The 14181-nt window shown below is 39.2% G+C and carries 23 protein-coding genes; all 23 read left to right on the forward strand.

From position 1 onward, the window contains the following. Positions 1-84: 84 nt before the first annotated feature. The 23 genes from pdhA to rpmD all read left to right on the forward strand — a co-directional run bounded on the left by pdhA (position 85) and on the right by rpmD (position 14103). Positions 85-1080, forward strand: a complete 996-nt coding sequence (gene pdhA, locus C4F40_RS12385) for a pyruvate dehydrogenase (acetyl-transferring) E1 component subunit alpha (RefSeq protein WP_196939711.1) — start codon at positions 85-87, stop codon at positions 1078-1080. Positions 1081-1127: 47 nt separating this feature from the next. Next, positions 1128-2774, forward strand: a complete 1647-nt coding sequence (locus C4F40_RS12390; RefSeq protein ID WP_196939712.1) for a dihydrolipoamide acetyltransferase family protein — start codon at positions 1128-1130, stop codon at positions 2772-2774. Between the two features lie 104 nt (positions 2775-2878). After that, positions 2879-4066: a serine hydrolase domain-containing protein gene (locus tag C4F40_RS12395; RefSeq protein WP_196939713.1), complete on the forward strand. Its 1188-nt coding sequence runs from the start codon at positions 2879-2881 to the stop codon at positions 4064-4066. A gap of 15 nt (positions 4067-4081) precedes the next feature. After that, the gene (locus C4F40_RS12400) at positions 4082-4441 is read left to right on the forward strand and encodes a CoA-binding protein (protein WP_196939714.1); all 360 of its coding nucleotides are present in this window, start codon (positions 4082-4084) and stop codon (positions 4439-4441) included. Between the two features lie 761 nt (positions 4442-5202). Then, positions 5203-5820 carry a 50S ribosomal protein L3 gene (gene rplC, locus C4F40_RS12405; protein WP_196939715.1) on the forward strand — a complete coding sequence of 206 codons (618 nt, stop codon included), beginning with the start codon at positions 5203-5205 and terminating at the stop codon, positions 5818-5820. 5 nt (positions 5821-5825) lie between these two features. Beyond that, the gene (rplD, locus tag C4F40_RS12410) at positions 5826-6455 is read left to right on the forward strand and encodes a 50S ribosomal protein L4 (RefSeq protein ID WP_140937321.1); all 630 of its coding nucleotides are present in this window, start codon (positions 5826-5828) and stop codon (positions 6453-6455) included. 1 nt (position 6456) lies between these two features. After that, positions 6457-6747, forward strand: coding sequence for a 50S ribosomal protein L23 (gene rplW, locus C4F40_RS12415; RefSeq protein ID WP_196939716.1), 291 nt, complete (start codon positions 6457-6459; stop codon positions 6745-6747). A 5-nt stretch (positions 6748-6752) separates the two neighbouring features. Beyond that, positions 6753-7577, forward strand: coding sequence for a 50S ribosomal protein L2 (gene rplB / locus C4F40_RS12420; protein ID WP_196939717.1), 825 nt, complete (start codon positions 6753-6755; stop codon positions 7575-7577). After that, positions 7577-7843, forward strand: a complete 267-nt coding sequence (rpsS, locus tag C4F40_RS12425) for a 30S ribosomal protein S19 (RefSeq protein ID WP_002997495.1) — start codon at positions 7577-7579, stop codon at positions 7841-7843. Before rplB ends, rpsS begins: the two co-directional genes overlap by 1 nt. A gap of 6 nt (positions 7844-7849) precedes the next feature. Beyond that, a complete protein-coding gene (rplV, locus tag C4F40_RS12430; protein ID WP_196939718.1) occupies positions 7850-8281 on the forward strand; it encodes a 50S ribosomal protein L22 in 432 nt (143 codons plus the stop codon). A gap of 11 nt (positions 8282-8292) precedes the next feature. Continuing rightward, on the forward strand, positions 8293-9090 hold the full coding sequence (gene rpsC, locus C4F40_RS12435) for a 30S ribosomal protein S3 (RefSeq protein WP_196939719.1): 798 nt from the start codon (positions 8293-8295) through the stop codon (positions 9088-9090). 53 nt (positions 9091-9143) lie between these two features. Next, positions 9144-9566, forward strand: a complete 423-nt coding sequence (gene rplP, locus C4F40_RS12440; protein WP_136819168.1) for a 50S ribosomal protein L16 — start codon at positions 9144-9146, stop codon at positions 9564-9566. Positions 9567-9724: 158 nt separating this feature from the next. Beyond that, positions 9725-9943: a 50S ribosomal protein L29 gene (gene rpmC, locus C4F40_RS12445; protein WP_136900667.1), complete on the forward strand. Its 219-nt coding sequence runs from the start codon at positions 9725-9727 to the stop codon at positions 9941-9943. Between the two features lie 13 nt (positions 9944-9956). Beyond that, entirely contained in the window at positions 9957-10211 is a 255-nt protein-coding gene (gene rpsQ / locus C4F40_RS12450) for a 30S ribosomal protein S17 (protein WP_136900226.1), read from the forward strand. A gap of 1 nt (position 10212) precedes the next feature. Beyond that, entirely contained in the window at positions 10213-10581 is a 369-nt protein-coding gene (gene rplN / locus C4F40_RS12455; RefSeq protein WP_002997484.1) for a 50S ribosomal protein L14, read from the forward strand. 2 nt (positions 10582-10583) lie between these two features. Further along, positions 10584-10925 (forward strand): 50S ribosomal protein L24, encoded by a 342-nt coding sequence (gene rplX, locus C4F40_RS12460; RefSeq protein ID WP_390881641.1) that lies wholly within the window; start codon positions 10584-10586, stop codon positions 10923-10925. Beyond that, complete coding sequence (gene rplE / locus C4F40_RS12465; RefSeq protein WP_196939720.1) at positions 10925-11494, forward strand: 50S ribosomal protein L5; 570 nt, start codon at positions 10925-10927, stop codon at positions 11492-11494. The genes rplX and rplE overlap by 1 nt, the downstream gene beginning before the upstream one ends. Beyond that, positions 11487-11756: a 30S ribosomal protein S14 gene (rpsN, locus tag C4F40_RS12470; RefSeq protein ID WP_196939721.1), complete on the forward strand. Its 270-nt coding sequence runs from the start codon at positions 11487-11489 to the stop codon at positions 11754-11756. The genes rplE and rpsN overlap by 8 nt, the downstream gene beginning before the upstream one ends. 296 nt (positions 11757-12052) lie before the next feature. Further along, positions 12053-12451 (forward strand): 30S ribosomal protein S8, encoded by a 399-nt coding sequence (gene rpsH / locus C4F40_RS12475; RefSeq protein ID WP_196939722.1) that lies wholly within the window; start codon positions 12053-12055, stop codon positions 12449-12451. A 23-nt stretch (positions 12452-12474) separates the two neighbouring features. After that, positions 12475-13029 (forward strand): 50S ribosomal protein L6, encoded by a 555-nt coding sequence (rplF, locus tag C4F40_RS12480; protein WP_196939723.1) that lies wholly within the window; start codon positions 12475-12477, stop codon positions 13027-13029. A 5-nt stretch (positions 13030-13034) separates the two neighbouring features. After that, a complete protein-coding gene (rplR, locus tag C4F40_RS12485; RefSeq protein ID WP_196939724.1) occupies positions 13035-13388 on the forward strand; it encodes a 50S ribosomal protein L18 in 354 nt (117 codons plus the stop codon). A gap of 11 nt (positions 13389-13399) precedes the next feature. Then, positions 13400-13918 carry a 30S ribosomal protein S5 gene (gene rpsE, locus C4F40_RS12490; protein ID WP_140937326.1) on the forward strand — a complete coding sequence of 173 codons (519 nt, stop codon included), beginning with the start codon at positions 13400-13402 and terminating at the stop codon, positions 13916-13918. A gap of 5 nt (positions 13919-13923) precedes the next feature. Continuing rightward, entirely contained in the window at positions 13924-14103 is a 180-nt protein-coding gene (gene rpmD / locus C4F40_RS12495; protein WP_136900219.1) for a 50S ribosomal protein L30, read from the forward strand. Positions 14104-14181: the final 78 nt, after the last annotated feature.

Here is a 14181-nt window from a genome sequence, read left to right on the forward strand (position 1 = left end):
CCAATAAGGATGTTAAAAGTATCCTTTTTGTCGTTATAAATTATTAGATTTGTAATCAGTTTAGTAAGAAACAAAGACTATAAAATGAGTTCAACACCTATAACAAAAGAAACATATTTAGAGTGGTATAGATCCATGCTACTCATGCGTAAGTTTGAAGAAAAAGCTGGTCAATTATACGGACAGCAAAAAATCCGTGGTTTCTGTCATTTATACATTGGTCAAGAAGCGGTGGTAGCGGGTACTATTTCGGCGACAAAGCCGGAAGATTCAATGATCACATCTTACCGTGATCACGCACAGGCGTTAGCAAAAGGCGTGTCGGCTAATGCATGTATGGCTGAATTGTATGGTAAGGCTACGGGCTGTTCAAAAGGTAAAGGCGGGTCGATGCACTTTTTTTCCAAAGAACACAAAATGATGGGTGGTCATGGTATAGTCGGTGGGCAGATTCCACTAGGAGCTGGTATCGCATTTGCTGAAAAATATTTAGGCAACGATAATGTGAATGTATGTTATATGGGAGATGGAGCTGTTCGTCAGGGCGCTTTCAACGAAACGTTAAATATGGCGATGTTATGGAAGTTGCCTGTAATATTTGTTTGTGAAAACAACGGATACGCCATGGGTACGTCGGTAAAACGGACGACTAATATGATGGATATCTACAAAATGGGTTTAGGCTTTGATATGCCGAGTATGCCGGTAGATGGTATGGACGTGGTAGCTGTTCACAATGCAATGGATGAAGCTGTTCAGCGCGCGCGTGCAGGTGAAGGTCCTACTTTCTTAGAGATCCGTACCTACCGTTATAAGGGTCACTCAATGTCTGACCCCGCAAAATACCGTACGAAAGAAGAACTTGAAGAATATAAAGGTCGGGATCCGTTGATTACTACTAAGGCTGCTATCTTAGAAAATAACTATGCGGATGACACTTGGTTTAAGGAAGTAGAAGCAGAGGTCAAATCTATTGTGGAAGAATCTGTGAAATTTGCGGAGGAATCTCCATATCCTAGTGATGATGAACTGTACAATGATATTTATGTACAAGAGGATTATCCTTTTATTTTGGATTAATTCATATTAATTACTTTAACATTTAAAGATATAATCTACTATAATACATGGCTGAAGTAGTAAAAATGCCGAAAATGAGCGACACCATGACTGAGGGTGTGATTGCTAAATGGCACAAAAAAGTCGGAGACAAAGTTAATTCTGGCGATCTTGTTGCAGAGATTGAAACAGATAAAGCGACAATGGACTTTGAATCTTATCAAGAAGGTACATTGCTGTATATAGGCCCTAAAGAAGGTGAGGCAGTCGCAATAGATGCTATTATCGCTATTTTAGGTGAAGAGGGTGAAGATTACGAAGCGCTATTGAGTGGAGAATCAACGGAAGAAACTCCTAAACAGGAACAGAAAAAAGAAGATGGCCCTTCTTCGGAAGACGAATCGAAATCGGCTGATACAGGTAAAATAGTGACTCCTGAAGAATTGGATTGTACTGTAATCACCATGCCGCTATTGAGTGATACGATGAAAGAAGGGGTCATCGCACAATGGAATTTTAAAGTAGGTGATACCATTAAATCTGATGATGCGATAGCAGATGTAGAAACAGATAAAGCGACAATGGAGGTGACAGCTTACGCCGATGGTACTTTATTGTATGTCGGTTTAGAAGCTGGAGAAGCAGCAAAGGTGAATGATATTATTGCGATAGTTGGCCCTGCGGGTATAGATGTTACACCTTTATTGAATCAAAAACCGGCTAAGGCCGTTGCTGCTTCGGAAGAGAAGTCTGAAGCTAAAGAATCAAAATCATCTTCAGAATCTTCTTCGGCGACAAGTACTATAGCGTCCTCGTCTTCATCAGATGATTCAAGGGTAAAAGCTTCTCCCTTAGCGCGTAAAATTGCTAGTGATAAAGGCATTAATTTAAACGATGTAAAAGGTTCTGCAGATGGCGGTCGTATCGTTAAGAAAGATGTAGAAAGTTTTGTCCCTACAGCTAAAGCTGCTCCATCTCAGGAAGATGCTAGGTCTGAAACAAAAGCAGTAAGTATTCCGCAATATGTAGGGGAGGAAAGATATACAGAGACAAATGTGTCGCAAATGCGTAAAACAATTGCTCGTCGTTTGGGCGAATCGTTGTTTACAGCGCCACATTTCTATTTGACCGTAAGTATAGATATGGATAATGCGATGGCTGCGCGCACCCAAATCAACGATGTAGCCCCTGTAAAAGTATCGTTCAATGATATTGTTATAAAAGCTGTGGCTATTGCGTTAAAACAACACCCCGCAGTAAATTCTTCATGGAAAGGCGATAAAATACGTTTTAACGAACATACGAATATCGGTGTAGCTATGGCAGTAGAAGATGGTTTGTTGGTCCCAGTTGTCCGTTTTGCTGATGGTAAATCTTTATCGCATATCTCTGCAGAAGTTAAAGATTTTGCACAGAAAGCTAAATCGAAGAAACTGCAGCCCGCGGATTGGGAGGGATCTACATTTACAGTATCCAACTTAGGTATGTTTGGTATTGATGAATTTACATCTATTATCAATTCTCCTGATGGTGCTATTCTTTCTGTAGGTGCAATTCAACAGATTCCTGTTGTTAAGAATGGTGCTGTTGTTCCAGGTAACGTCATGAAGTTAACGTTAGGTTGTGATCATCGTGTGGTGGATGGCGCTACTGGAGCTCAATTTTTGCAAACATTGAAAGGGTTATTAGAAGCTCCAATTCGTTTATTAGCATAATCAAATTTTAGTAAAAATACGGAGCCACTTTAGATAATAAGGTGGCTTCTTTTTTCGCTATTGTCGTAGAAAAACGGCTGATTAATTACCAAATTTTTTTATTAGTGAGATTTATATTACTTCCGTTCATTTTTATTCTTTCTTTTATTGGGCTGTCCAGTTGCTCAAATACCGAAAAAAAACAGGCAGAAGTCATACAAAAGCAGGCGGAACTTGACAGTATAGCTTTGGTGTATGACACCTCTCGGGCCAATAGACAGATCGACGAATTTATGGTAAAATTACATAAGAAATCTGGCTTTAATGGAAATGTACTTGTTGCTAAAAAAGGTAAAATTATTTATCAAAATTCATTTGGCTGGGCCGACTATCTGCATAGAGATAGCCTGAAAATTGTTTCTAAATTTGAGTTGGCTTCCGTATCCAAACCGATGACTGCAATTGCCGTTTTACAATTGGTCGAAAAAGGAAAGATTAAATTAGATCAACAAGTGGATGAGTTCTTTCCCGGTTTTCCGTTTGAAGGCGTGACAATTAGACAGTTGTTGACACATCGTTCGGGCTTACCCAATTACGTGTATTTTGTGGAAGAATTATGGACTGATCGAAAGAAGGGAATGACAAATTTGGATGCTATCAACTTAATGATCCAGCATAAGCCTAATCGATATGGCACTCCCGACGGAAGATTTCATTATAATAATTCCAATTACATGATCCTAGCTGGGGTAGTAGAGAAGGTGTCTGGACTTGATTTTGGTGTTTATATGATGGAACATGTTTTTAAACCGGCCGGGATGAAAAACACTGCAGTTCTATCTAAAGCGGTATATGAAAAAATTCCGACTGATGTAATTGGGCATGACCGTACTTGGCGACGCTCGGTGGTTCAGGATTACTTAGACGGGCCAGTGGGTGATAAAGGAACCTATAGTACGGTACAGGATATGTACCTGTTGGATATCGCGCTTCGCGAAGGAAGGTTACTAGAAAAGTCCATTTTGGATTCTGCATATGTTCCCCGAAGTGATGCAAAAAGAGGTGTTTTCAGCTATGGATATGGATGGCGTACATTTACACCTAAAAACGAACAAATCGTTTATCACACCGGCTGGTGGCATGGTTTTAAAAACCTCTATGTTCGTGATTTAAAAAATGATATAACAATTGTCCTTTTGTCAAATTTTGTAAATAGTAGCCTAAATCAGTTGGATGACTTGTATAAAATATTAGAAATGCCTATTTTGAGACAAAATGCTTATAATGCAAATGGGGATTTTGTCGTTAATTGATTACAGTTAGATAATATGAAAAGAACTTTGATTTTAGGTGCAACTACAAATACTACTCGATACTCTTATTTAGTAGCGAATAAATTGGTTCGTAAAGGACATCCTATTGTGAATGTGGGGCGTAAGATAGGAGAGGTGGCGGGTGTTGCAATAGAACCAGCAGAGACCATCCATACGGACATCGATACCATTACTATGTATGTAGGTCCTCAAAATCAAGCACCTTATTACGATTATATTTTACAAACTAATCCCAAGCGGGTTATTTTTAACCCAGGATCTGAAAATCCTGATTTACAGCAGAAATTGGAGCAAGCGGGCATTGAAACAATAGAGGGTTGTACGCTGGTTATGTTGAACACAGGTCAGTTTTAGAAACAGAAATGTAAATAGTATTGATACACAGCAATGATTATTCGTATCACGCTTTCATCAACCAGGTAAAAAAATAAATAGATGAAAAACAACGTTAGAAAGACCGAGCATTTTGTTTGATCTTTTTAACTGAAAAAGGAATAATTTCTAGTCATGAAAGTTTCTAGGAATTTTAGGTAGCTCCTGTTGAGGGAGAGTATTCACGAGTCGTTTTCCCCTTGGTCCACTTCGTCTGTTTTCAAAATGAGATATAGCTGCCTGTCAAGCCGTGTTATATAAGACGGTTCTTAAAATAGTATATATTGCTTTCATAACCACTTTAAGGCTAAACGGATTTTTTTGGCAAAAGGAATTGGCGTGACCATATTGCGATACGTTTTTTTGGCACTCGGCTATTGTGTCAATTTCCTTTTATTCTTTTACCGACGTTTTGCCTGCCCTACACAAATACCTACATTATACTTGGGTGGTATTTGTGTACCATTCATGTTCGATAAATTATTAGGGTTCACGATTTGCTTCATATTGACGTGTTGAAATAGATAACGTGTCGGAAAATGCACCCGCGGCATACGGCGTATTTAAATTTATTTTTACTTTATCTGCTAGTTGCATGGCATAGGAATATAAAATAAAAAAATAATGCACTAATTATTTGATAGTTATAAAAATGTTTGTACTTTTGCAGTCCCTTAGTGGGAATAGTGTGTCTTGAGCGAAGCCCTACTGCTTCGATGGACTTTAATTAATTTATTTATAACATGTCAGGAATTATTGGTAAAAAAGTAGGAATGACCAGCCTGTACAATGCAGAAGGGAAGAATATCCCTTGTACAGTAATAGAGGCTGGGCCGTGCGTGGTTACGCAGATACGTACGGAAGAAAAGGATGGTTATTTCGCTGTTCAATTAGGCTATGATGATGCCAAAGAAAAGAACACGACAGCTCCTTTAAAGGGACACTTTGCAAAAGCAGGAGTGAGTCCTAAGCGTAAACTAGTTGAATTCAAAACTTTTGAAGATGAGAAACAACTAGGAGACATTGTGGATGTGACACTTTTCGAAGAAGGAGAGTACGTAGATGTAGTCGGTACTTCTAAAGGTAAAGGTTTCCAGGGTGTAATGAAGCGTCACGGATTTGGTGGTGTAGGTGGTGCGACTCACGGTCAGCACAACAGACTGCGTGCTCCAGGTTCGTTAGGTGCTTCTTCTTGGCCTTCACGTGTATTCAAAGGAATGCGCATGGCTGGTCGTACAGGTGGTGAAAGGGTAAAAGTTCAAAACTTACAAGTATTGAAAGTTTACGCGGATCAAAACCTAATTGTTGTTAGTGGTTCCATTCCAGGAGCTAAAGGTTCTTATGTAATCGTAGACAAATAGTAGAGATGGAAGTTAATGTATTAAATTTATCAGGTAAAGAAACAGGTGCCAAGGTGCAACTACCTGAGTCAGTATTCGGCGTAAAGCCAAACGACCATGCGATCTATTTAGATGTGAAACAATACTTAGCGAATCAACGCCAAGGAACTCACAAATCGAAACAACGTAATGAAATTGCGGGTTCTACTCGTAAATTACACAAACAAAAAGGCACGGGTGGTGCTCGTGCGGGTTCTATCAAATCTCCATTGTTTAATGGTGGTGGCCGTGTATTTGGTCCACAGCCTCGTGACTATAGCTTCAAGTTGAACAAGAAGTTAAAGCAGTTAGCACGTAAATCAGCGTTAAGTTACAAAGCACAAGAAAGTAACATTGTAGTATTGGATGCAGTAAGTTTCGATACGATCAAAACGAAAAACTATGTGTCTTTGATAAGCGCGTTAAATATCGCTGACGAGAAAACGTTATTGGTTTTGCCAGCGTATGATAATAATGTTTATTTATCAAGCAGAAACTTGAAGAAAGCAAAAGTAGTGGTAGCGTCGGATTTAAATACATATGACGTATTAAATGCTACTAAATTATTGTTGACTGCGGATTCTGTTAAAACTTTGGAGGAAGCATTAGCTAAGTAATATGGAAATTATAAAAAAACCTATCTTAACTGAGAAAGCTTCAATATTGACGGAGAAATTAAACCGTTACGCTTTCAAAGTGGATCATAGAGCCAATAAGATTCAGATTAAATCAGCTGTAGAGGAAATGTTCGGTGTTACTGTAGTAGCAGTGAATACAGCAGTGGTCGCTGGTAAAGCCAAAAGCCGCTATACGAAAGCAGGTTTTGTATCTGGAAGAGCTCCTAAATATAAAAAGGCCGTCATTACAATTAAAGACGGTGAAACTATTGACTTTTACAGTGTTATATAACTAAAATGGCAGTTAAAAGATTCAAACCGGTAACCCCTGGTACTCGTTTCAGAGTAGGCGCAGACTACTCTGATGTTACAACTAACGTTCCTGAAAAATCGTTAGTAGTAAAAATCAAGAAATCAGGCGGTCGTAATCAGTCCGGTAAAATGACTATGCGTTATCTCGGTGGGGGACATAAAAAATCATACCGATTGATAGATTTCAAACGCGATAAAAAAGATATCCCCGCAACAGTAGCAACTATTGAATACGATCCAAACCGTACTGCGCGTATTGCACTATTGCATTATGCAGATGGGGAGAAACGTTACATTATTGCTCCAACTGGTCTTGCAGTAGGTCAAACTGTTGTAGCAGGTGATAAAGTAGCCCCAGAAGTAGGTAATACAATACCATTGGCAAACATTCCGCTTGGTTCTATCATTCATAATATTGAATTGAATCCAGGTCAAGGAGGTTCAATTGCACGTTCAGCGGGCACATATGCACAATTGTCTGCACGTGATGGTAAGTATGCTATCATTAAATTACCTTCGAGTGAGACGCGCATGATCTTATTGACATGTGTTGCGACTATAGGTTCCGTATCAAATGCTGAGAAAGCTAATCAAGTATTAGGTAAAGCAGGTCGTAAACGTTGGTTAGGCCGTCGGCCTCGCGTACGTGGGGTAGCTATGAATCCGGTAGATCACCCTATGGGAGGTGGTGAAGGTCGTACTTCAGGAGGTCATCCTCGTTCACGTACAGGTGTGTTAGCTAAGGGCTTCAAGACACGTTCGAAGAAGAAAATTTCAAATCGTTACATCATTGAGAGAAGGAAAAAATAATGGCTCGTTCAATTAAAAAAGGTCCTTATATCGATCACAACTTAGAGAGAAAAGTTCTTTCTATGAATGAAACTAACAAAAAGTCAGTTATCAAAACATGGTCTCGTAGATCTATGATTTCTCCTGATTTTGTTGGCCATACTTTCGCAGTGCACAACGGGAATAAATTTATTCCGGTTTATGTAACAGAGAACATGGTAGGTCACAAGCTTGGAGAATTTGCGCCTACGCGTACATTTAGAGGCCACGCAGAAAAGAAAAAATAATAGGTAATGGAAGCAACAAAAAAACTCAAAAAATCTGTCTTAATTAGACAGCGCAAAGAGCAGGATAAAGCTCAAGTAGGAGGAGCTTCTACTGCCAAGTTATTGAACTGCCCTACTTCACCTCGCAAAATGCGGTTGGTAGTGGATCTAATCCGTGGCGCGAAAGTGGAAAACGCTTTATACATTCTTAAGCATTCAAGTAAAGAAGCTGCTGGTCGTGTTGAAAAATTGTTATTATCAGCGATCAAAAACTGGGAAACTCAAAATGAAGGTACTTCATTAGAGAACTCTGCTTTATTTGTGAAAGAAGTATCAGTAGGCGGAGGCCGTCAATTAAAAAGATTACGTCCGGCTCCACAGGGTCGTGGATATAGAATTCGCAAGCGTTCTAACCACGTAACGTTGGTAGTAGATAGTTTAAATAACGTTAACAGCTAATTTATTATAGAATGGGACAAAAAGCAAATCCAATAGGTAGCAGATTAGGGATCATCAAAGGATGGGACTCTAATTGGTTCGGAGGAAAAAACTATTCCGATAAATTAGTTGAAGATGAGAAAATCAGAAAGTATCTTTCTGTACGTATCTCTAAAGGTGGCGTGGCAAAAGTTGTTATTGAAAGAACTTTAAAACGCATCACAGTTACTATCCATACAGCTCGCCCAGGTATCGTTATTGGTAAAGGGGGTCAGGAAGTTGATAAGATCAAAGAAGAATTGAAAAAATTGACTAAGAAAGATGTTCAAATCAATATTTTCGAGATCAAACGTCCTGAACTAGATGCGAAATTAGTGGCTGAAGGTGTTGCTAAGCAATTAGAGGCACGTATTTCATTCCGTCGTGCAATGAAAACGTCCATAGCTTCTACCATGCGCATGGGAGCGGAAGGTATCAAAATTATGTGTTCTGGTCGTTTAGGTGGTGCTGAGATGGCGCGTACCGAGCAGTACAAAGAAGGAAGAACTCCTTTACACACATTACGTGCTGATATTGACTACGCTTTAGCTGAAGCATTAACCACTTACGGTAAAATCGGTGTCAAAGTTTGGATCTGTAAAGGTGAAGTTTACGGAAAACGTGACTTGTCTCCAAACATTGGCCAAACTTCGGGAGTAAAATCACGAGGTGGTAACGAAGGTGGTGCTGATCGCCGTGATAATCGTGGTGGTAACCGTGGTGGCCGTCGTGACAACAATAGCAACAACAATCGTGGTGGTGGTAACCGTGGTGGTGCAAAAAGAGGTTAATTAAATAATTTAGATTTTAAAATATCTGTAAATACAGATTAATAAATACGAACATGTTACAGCCAAAAAGAACGAAGTTCAGAAAGATGCAGAAAGGCCGCATGAAAGGGAACGCTTCTCGTGGAGCGGAATTAGCTTTCGGTTCTTTCGGTATCAAAACATTGGAGCAAGCATGGATCACTAGCCGTCAGATCGAGGCAGCTCGTATCGCCGTTACACGTTTTATGAAACGTGAAGGCCAAGTGTGGATCCGTATCTTCCCTGATAAACCCGTTACTAAAAAACCTGCAGAGGTGCGTATGGGTAAAGGTAAAGGTGCTCCTGAATACTGGGTGGCAGTAGTACGCCCAGGCCGTATGTTATTTGAAGCAGAGGGTGTGCCTTTAGAAGTAGCTAAAGAAGCATTGCGTCTTGCCGCTCAAAAATTACCGGTTCAAACTAAGTTTGTGATACGTAGAGATTACGTAGAAGCATAATAATAGAAGTTTGGTAATGTCAATAGTTTAAGCCTTACGGCCGTTACCCGTAAGGCATTATATAAGCAGAATTGATAACCCAACACAACTGAAACGCCACATGGGATTATTCGACTTGTCGAGGGAATTTCGTTGCCATCAGTCAAAAATTAAAAATGATGAAAAATTCAGAAATCGTAGAATTATCAAAAGAGGACTTAGCAGCTCGTCTTGTAGAAGAAAAGACTGCCCTTAACAAATTGAAATTTGCACATGCTGTTTCTGCTATCGAGAATCCAAACGTTCTTAAAGCAGCTCGCAAGTCTATCGCTCGTATCTCCACTGAGATTACGAAACGTAAGAATGCTGAAAAATCTGAAACAGCCTCTGAGGCATAAAAATTAAGTCGAAATGGAAAGAAAATTAAGAAAAACAAGAATCGGCTTAGTAGTTAGCAACAAAATGGACAAATCCATTGTAGTAGCTGTTGAACGTAAAGTAAAACACCCTATCTATGGTAAGTTCGTAAAGAAAACTACTAAATTCAAAGCTCATGACGAAACTAATACCTGCGGTATCGGCGATACGGTATTAATTATGGAAACACGTCCGCTGAGTAAGACAAAGAACTGGAGATTAGTTGAAATTTTAGAAAGAGCTAAATAACATGGTACAACAAGAATCAAGACTAAATGTGGCTGACAATAGCGGAGCTAAAGAAGTTTTAGTAATCCGTGTATTGGGCGGTACGCGCAAGCGTTATGCATCTATCGGTGATAAAATTGTTGTTACCGTTAAGAGCGCTTTACCTTCTGGAAACGTGAAAAAAGGATCAGTTTCTAAAGCGGTAGTGGTTCGTACGAAAAAGGAAATACGTCGTAAAGATGGTTCTTACATTCGTTTCGATGACAACGCGGCAGTATTATTAAATAACAACGATGAACCACGTGGAACACGTATCTTTGGCCCGGTTGCAAGAGAATTACGTGAGAAGCAGTTCATGAAAATTGTATCACTAGCACCGGAGGTTTTATAATTATGGCACACAAAACAACAACAACTCACAAGATCAAAATTAAAAAAGGTGATTTAGTGAAAGTTATCGCTGGTAACTCTAAAGGTAAGCAAGGAAAGGTATTGCAAATTTTAGTGGATGCAAACAGAGCTATCGTTGAAGGCGCTAACATCGTAAAAAAACACACTAAACCAAGTGCAGCTAATCCTAATGGTGGTATCATTGAGAAAGAGGCTGCTATCAACATCTCTAACTTGGCTTTAATCGATCCTAAAACGGGTGAAACAACACGTGTAGGACGTAAAGTAAATGCAGATGGTAAAATAGTTCGTTACGCAAAAAAATCAGGAGAGGAGATCAAATAATGGCTTACGTACCAAGATTAAAAGCAAAATATGCGGAGGAAATCCGTACAACGCTTAAAGAAAAATTTCAGTATAAAAGTGTTATGCAGGTTCCGAAACTGGAAAAAATTGTCGTATCACAGGGTATTGGAGCGGCTACAGCTGACAAGAAATTAATTGATAGTGCAATTGCAGAATTGACATTGATTACAGGTCAACAAGCTGTCGCTACTAAATCGAAAAAAGATATTTCGAACTTTAAATTACGTAAAGGTATGCCAATTGGAGCTCGCGTAACGTTACGTGACAACAATATGTATGAATTCCTTGATCGTTTGATCGCAGTATCTTTGCCTCGTATCCGTGATTTCCGCGGTATCAATGACAAAGGATTTGACGGAAGAGGTAACTACAACTTAGGCGTTACTGAACAAATTATCTTCCCTGAGATTAACATTGACAAGATCAATAAAATCCAAGGTATGGATATTACATTTGTGACTTCAGCAGGTAATGATATCGAAGCATTGGAATTATTAAAGCAATTCGGTTTACCGTTCAAAAATCAAAATTCGAATAACAATGGCTAAAGAAGGATTAAAAGCACGCGAAGTAAAGCGTCAAAAATTGGTAGCTAAATTTGCAGAAAAACGCGCAGCTTTGAAGGAGGCTGGTGATTATGCAGCCTTAGATAAATTACCGAAGAATGCTTCCCCGGTACGTTTACACAACCGTTGTAAATTAACTGGTCGTCCTAAAGGATATATGCGTCAATTTGGTATCTCTCGTGTTACTTTCCGAGAGATGGCTTTAGATGGAAAGATCCCGGGAGTGAAAAAAGCTTCTTGGTAATAGAAAAAAATATTTACTTTTGCCCGGATAAACCTGAAAAATGGTTTATCGGGTTTTTTCATTGAAATAGTTATTTAGTCCATGCTGCCTCCGGCGGTATGAGCGCCGAAATGTAATTGTATCAATTAGTTCGTTACACTTGGTGTTTATTTTAATGATAACAAAGCTTGCTTGAACTATTTATATAGTCCCTATTGCTATTCAAGCAGGTTTACTTTGCGAATTTTATTAACAGATAGTAGGTCAATGGCTTAGGTTAGCCAAAGAAACCATTATCCTAATTTTATATTACAATAATGAATACAGATCCAATAGCGGATTACCTTACACGAGTAAGGAATGCCATTAAGGCCAACCACAGGGTTGTTGAAATTCCTGCATCGAACCTTAAGAAGGAAATTACTAAAGTTCTTTTTGACAAAGGTTACATTGCTAATTACAAATTCATCGAAGAGGGACCTCAAGGTTCGATCAAGATTGCTTTGAAGTACAATCCGATTAGCAAAGTACCGGCTATTCGCACACTGACACGTGTGAGTAAACCTGGTTTAAGAAAGTATGCAGGTGTTGACAGCATGCCTCGCGTTTTGAATGGTTTGGGTGTTGCTATCTTGTCTACATCGAAAGGTGTAATGACAGATAAAGAAGCTCGCATACAAAACGTAGGTGGTGAAGTTTTATGTTACGTTTATTAATCTAGGAAAAAACACACAAAGAGATGTCAAGAATTGGAAAAGCGCCTATCGCTATCCCTTCGGGAGTATCGATAGCTGTATCAGATAAGAATCTGGTAACAGTGAAAGGCCCTAAAGGTGAATTAACACAACAAGTAGACAGCGACATTACCGTAAAAGAAGAAGATGGCAACATCGTGGTAAGTCGTCCTACCGAACAAAAAAAGCACAAAGCATTACACGGGTTATATCGCGCATTAATCAATAATATGGTTGTGGGCGTAACAGAAGGTTACAAGACTACGCAGGAGTTAGTCGGTGTAGGTTACCGTGCTTCAAACAACGGGAATACATTAGAGTTAACATTAGGTTTCTCTCACCAGATTGTTTTTGTATTGCCACAGGAAGTTAAAATTACAACAACTGCTGAGAAAGGTAAAAACCCTACTATTACTTTGGAATCTACTGATAAGCAATTAATTGGTCAAGTAGCAGCTAAGATCCGCAGCTTCCGTAAACCAGAGCCTTACAAAGGTAAAGGTGTTAAGTTTGCAGGTGAAGTATTAAGAAGAAAAGCAGGTAAATCAGCTAAAAAATAATAACCATGGCAGGAAGTAAAACAAATCGCCGAGAGCGAATTAAAAAAGGAATTAGAAAGAACCTGACTGGATCGGTTGAACGTCCACGTTTATCAGTTTTTAGAAGTAATAAAGGTATCTACGCTCAAATTATCGATGACACAACGGGGAAAACTTTAGTATCTGCTTCTAGCAGTTCAAAGGATTTTTCAGGCTCAGGTAATAAAGTAGAGCTATCTAAAGCAGTAGGTAAATTAGTAGCAGAGAAAGCTGTAGCAGCAGGTATTAGCAAAGTAGTTTTTGACCGTAATGGGTACTTATACCATGGCCGTATCAGATCATTGGCTGAAGGTGCTCGCGAAGGCGGTTTAGACTTTTAATCAATATAGAAATGGCATTAAGCAATATAAAAAGAGTAAAATCAAGCGAAATTGAATTAAAAGATCGCTTAGTAAGCATCCAGCGCGTAGCAAAAGTGACTAAAGGTGGTCGTACGTTTAGTTTTTCTGCTATCGTAGTTGTTGGTGATGAAAACGGTATCGTGGGTTATGGCCTTGGTAAGGCAAAAGAGGTTACTGAAGCAATTACTAAAGGTATCGATGATGCTAAAAAGAATTTGGTTAAAGTTCCTATTATCAACGGCACGGTTCCGCACGAGCAATACGGTAAATATTCAGGAGGATCGGTATTGATCAAACCAGCTGTACACGGTACAGGAGTATTAGCGGGCGGTGCGATGCGCGCGGTATTGGAATCAGCTGGTATCAAAGACGTATTGGCTAAATCATTAGGATCGTCGAATCCACACAATGTGGTGAAAGCAACAGTTGACGCTTTAGCGAGCATGCGTGATGCATATACAGTGGCCCAACACCGTGGTGTTGATTTAAACAAAGTATTTAACGGTTAATTATCATGGCAAAAATCAAAATCACCCAGATAAAGAGCGTTATCGACAGAAGCGAGCGCCAAAAGAAAACTATTGAGGCATTAGGTTTGAGAAAATTGAACCACTCGGTAGAGGTTGAAGCTACACCGGCTATTATCGGTATGGTACGTAAAGTAAACCATTTAGTAGCTATAGAGACTATCTAAAATAAATTAATGGAAGAGGTATTTTACCTTTTCCATTAATCGTTAATAATCAAATTGTCAATCGTTGTGTCCTGTTTA

This window comes from Sphingobacterium pedocola, assembly GCF_015209965.1.
Lineage (GTDB): Bacteria > Bacteroidota > Bacteroidia > Sphingobacteriales > Sphingobacteriaceae > Sphingobacterium > Sphingobacterium pedocola.

Excerpts from the sequence above, each read along its gene's own strand:
- pdhA (WP_196939711.1), top strand. The coding sequence starts at position 85 with ATGAGTTCAACACCTATAACAAAAGAAACATATTTAGAGTGGTATAGA.
- C4F40_RS12390 (WP_196939712.1), top strand. The coding sequence starts at position 1,128 with ATGGCTGAAGTAGTAAAAATGCCGAAAATGAGCGACACCATGACTGAG.
- C4F40_RS12400 (WP_196939714.1), top strand. The coding sequence starts at position 4,082 with ATGAAAAGAACTTTGATTTTAGGTGCAACTACAAATACTACTCGATAC.
- rplC (WP_196939715.1), top strand. The coding sequence starts at position 5,203 with ATGTCAGGAATTATTGGTAAAAAAGTAGGAATGACCAGCCTGTACAAT.
- rplD (WP_140937321.1), top strand. The coding sequence starts at position 5,826 with ATGGAAGTTAATGTATTAAATTTATCAGGTAAAGAAACAGGTGCCAAG.
- rplW (WP_196939716.1), top strand. The coding sequence starts at position 6,457 with ATGGAAATTATAAAAAAACCTATCTTAACTGAGAAAGCTTCAATATTG.
- rplB (WP_196939717.1), top strand. The coding sequence starts at position 6,753 with ATGGCAGTTAAAAGATTCAAACCGGTAACCCCTGGTACTCGTTTCAGA.
- rpsS (WP_002997495.1), top strand. The coding sequence starts at position 7,577 with ATGGCTCGTTCAATTAAAAAAGGTCCTTATATCGATCACAACTTAGAG.
- rplV (WP_196939718.1), top strand. The coding sequence starts at position 7,850 with ATGGAAGCAACAAAAAAACTCAAAAAATCTGTCTTAATTAGACAGCGC.
- rpsC (WP_196939719.1), top strand. The coding sequence starts at position 8,293 with ATGGGACAAAAAGCAAATCCAATAGGTAGCAGATTAGGGATCATCAAA.
- rplP (WP_136819168.1), top strand. The coding sequence starts at position 9,144 with ATGTTACAGCCAAAAAGAACGAAGTTCAGAAAGATGCAGAAAGGCCGC.
- rpmC (WP_136900667.1), top strand. The coding sequence starts at position 9,725 with ATGAAAAATTCAGAAATCGTAGAATTATCAAAAGAGGACTTAGCAGCT.
- rpsQ (WP_136900226.1), top strand. The coding sequence starts at position 9,957 with ATGGAAAGAAAATTAAGAAAAACAAGAATCGGCTTAGTAGTTAGCAAC.
- rplN (WP_002997484.1), top strand. The coding sequence starts at position 10,213 with ATGGTACAACAAGAATCAAGACTAAATGTGGCTGACAATAGCGGAGCT.
- rplX (WP_390881641.1), top strand. The coding sequence starts at position 10,584 with ATGGCACACAAAACAACAACAACTCACAAGATCAAAATTAAAAAAGGT.
- rplE (WP_196939720.1), top strand. The coding sequence starts at position 10,925 with ATGGCTTACGTACCAAGATTAAAAGCAAAATATGCGGAGGAAATCCGT.
- rpsN (WP_196939721.1), top strand. The coding sequence starts at position 11,487 with ATGGCTAAAGAAGGATTAAAAGCACGCGAAGTAAAGCGTCAAAAATTG.
- rpsH (WP_196939722.1), top strand. The coding sequence starts at position 12,053 with ATGAATACAGATCCAATAGCGGATTACCTTACACGAGTAAGGAATGCC.
- rplF (WP_196939723.1), top strand. The coding sequence starts at position 12,475 with ATGTCAAGAATTGGAAAAGCGCCTATCGCTATCCCTTCGGGAGTATCG.
- rplR (WP_196939724.1), top strand. The coding sequence starts at position 13,035 with ATGGCAGGAAGTAAAACAAATCGCCGAGAGCGAATTAAAAAAGGAATT.
- rpsE (WP_140937326.1), top strand. The coding sequence starts at position 13,400 with ATGGCATTAAGCAATATAAAAAGAGTAAAATCAAGCGAAATTGAATTA.
- rpmD (WP_136900219.1), top strand. The coding sequence starts at position 13,924 with ATGGCAAAAATCAAAATCACCCAGATAAAGAGCGTTATCGACAGAAGC.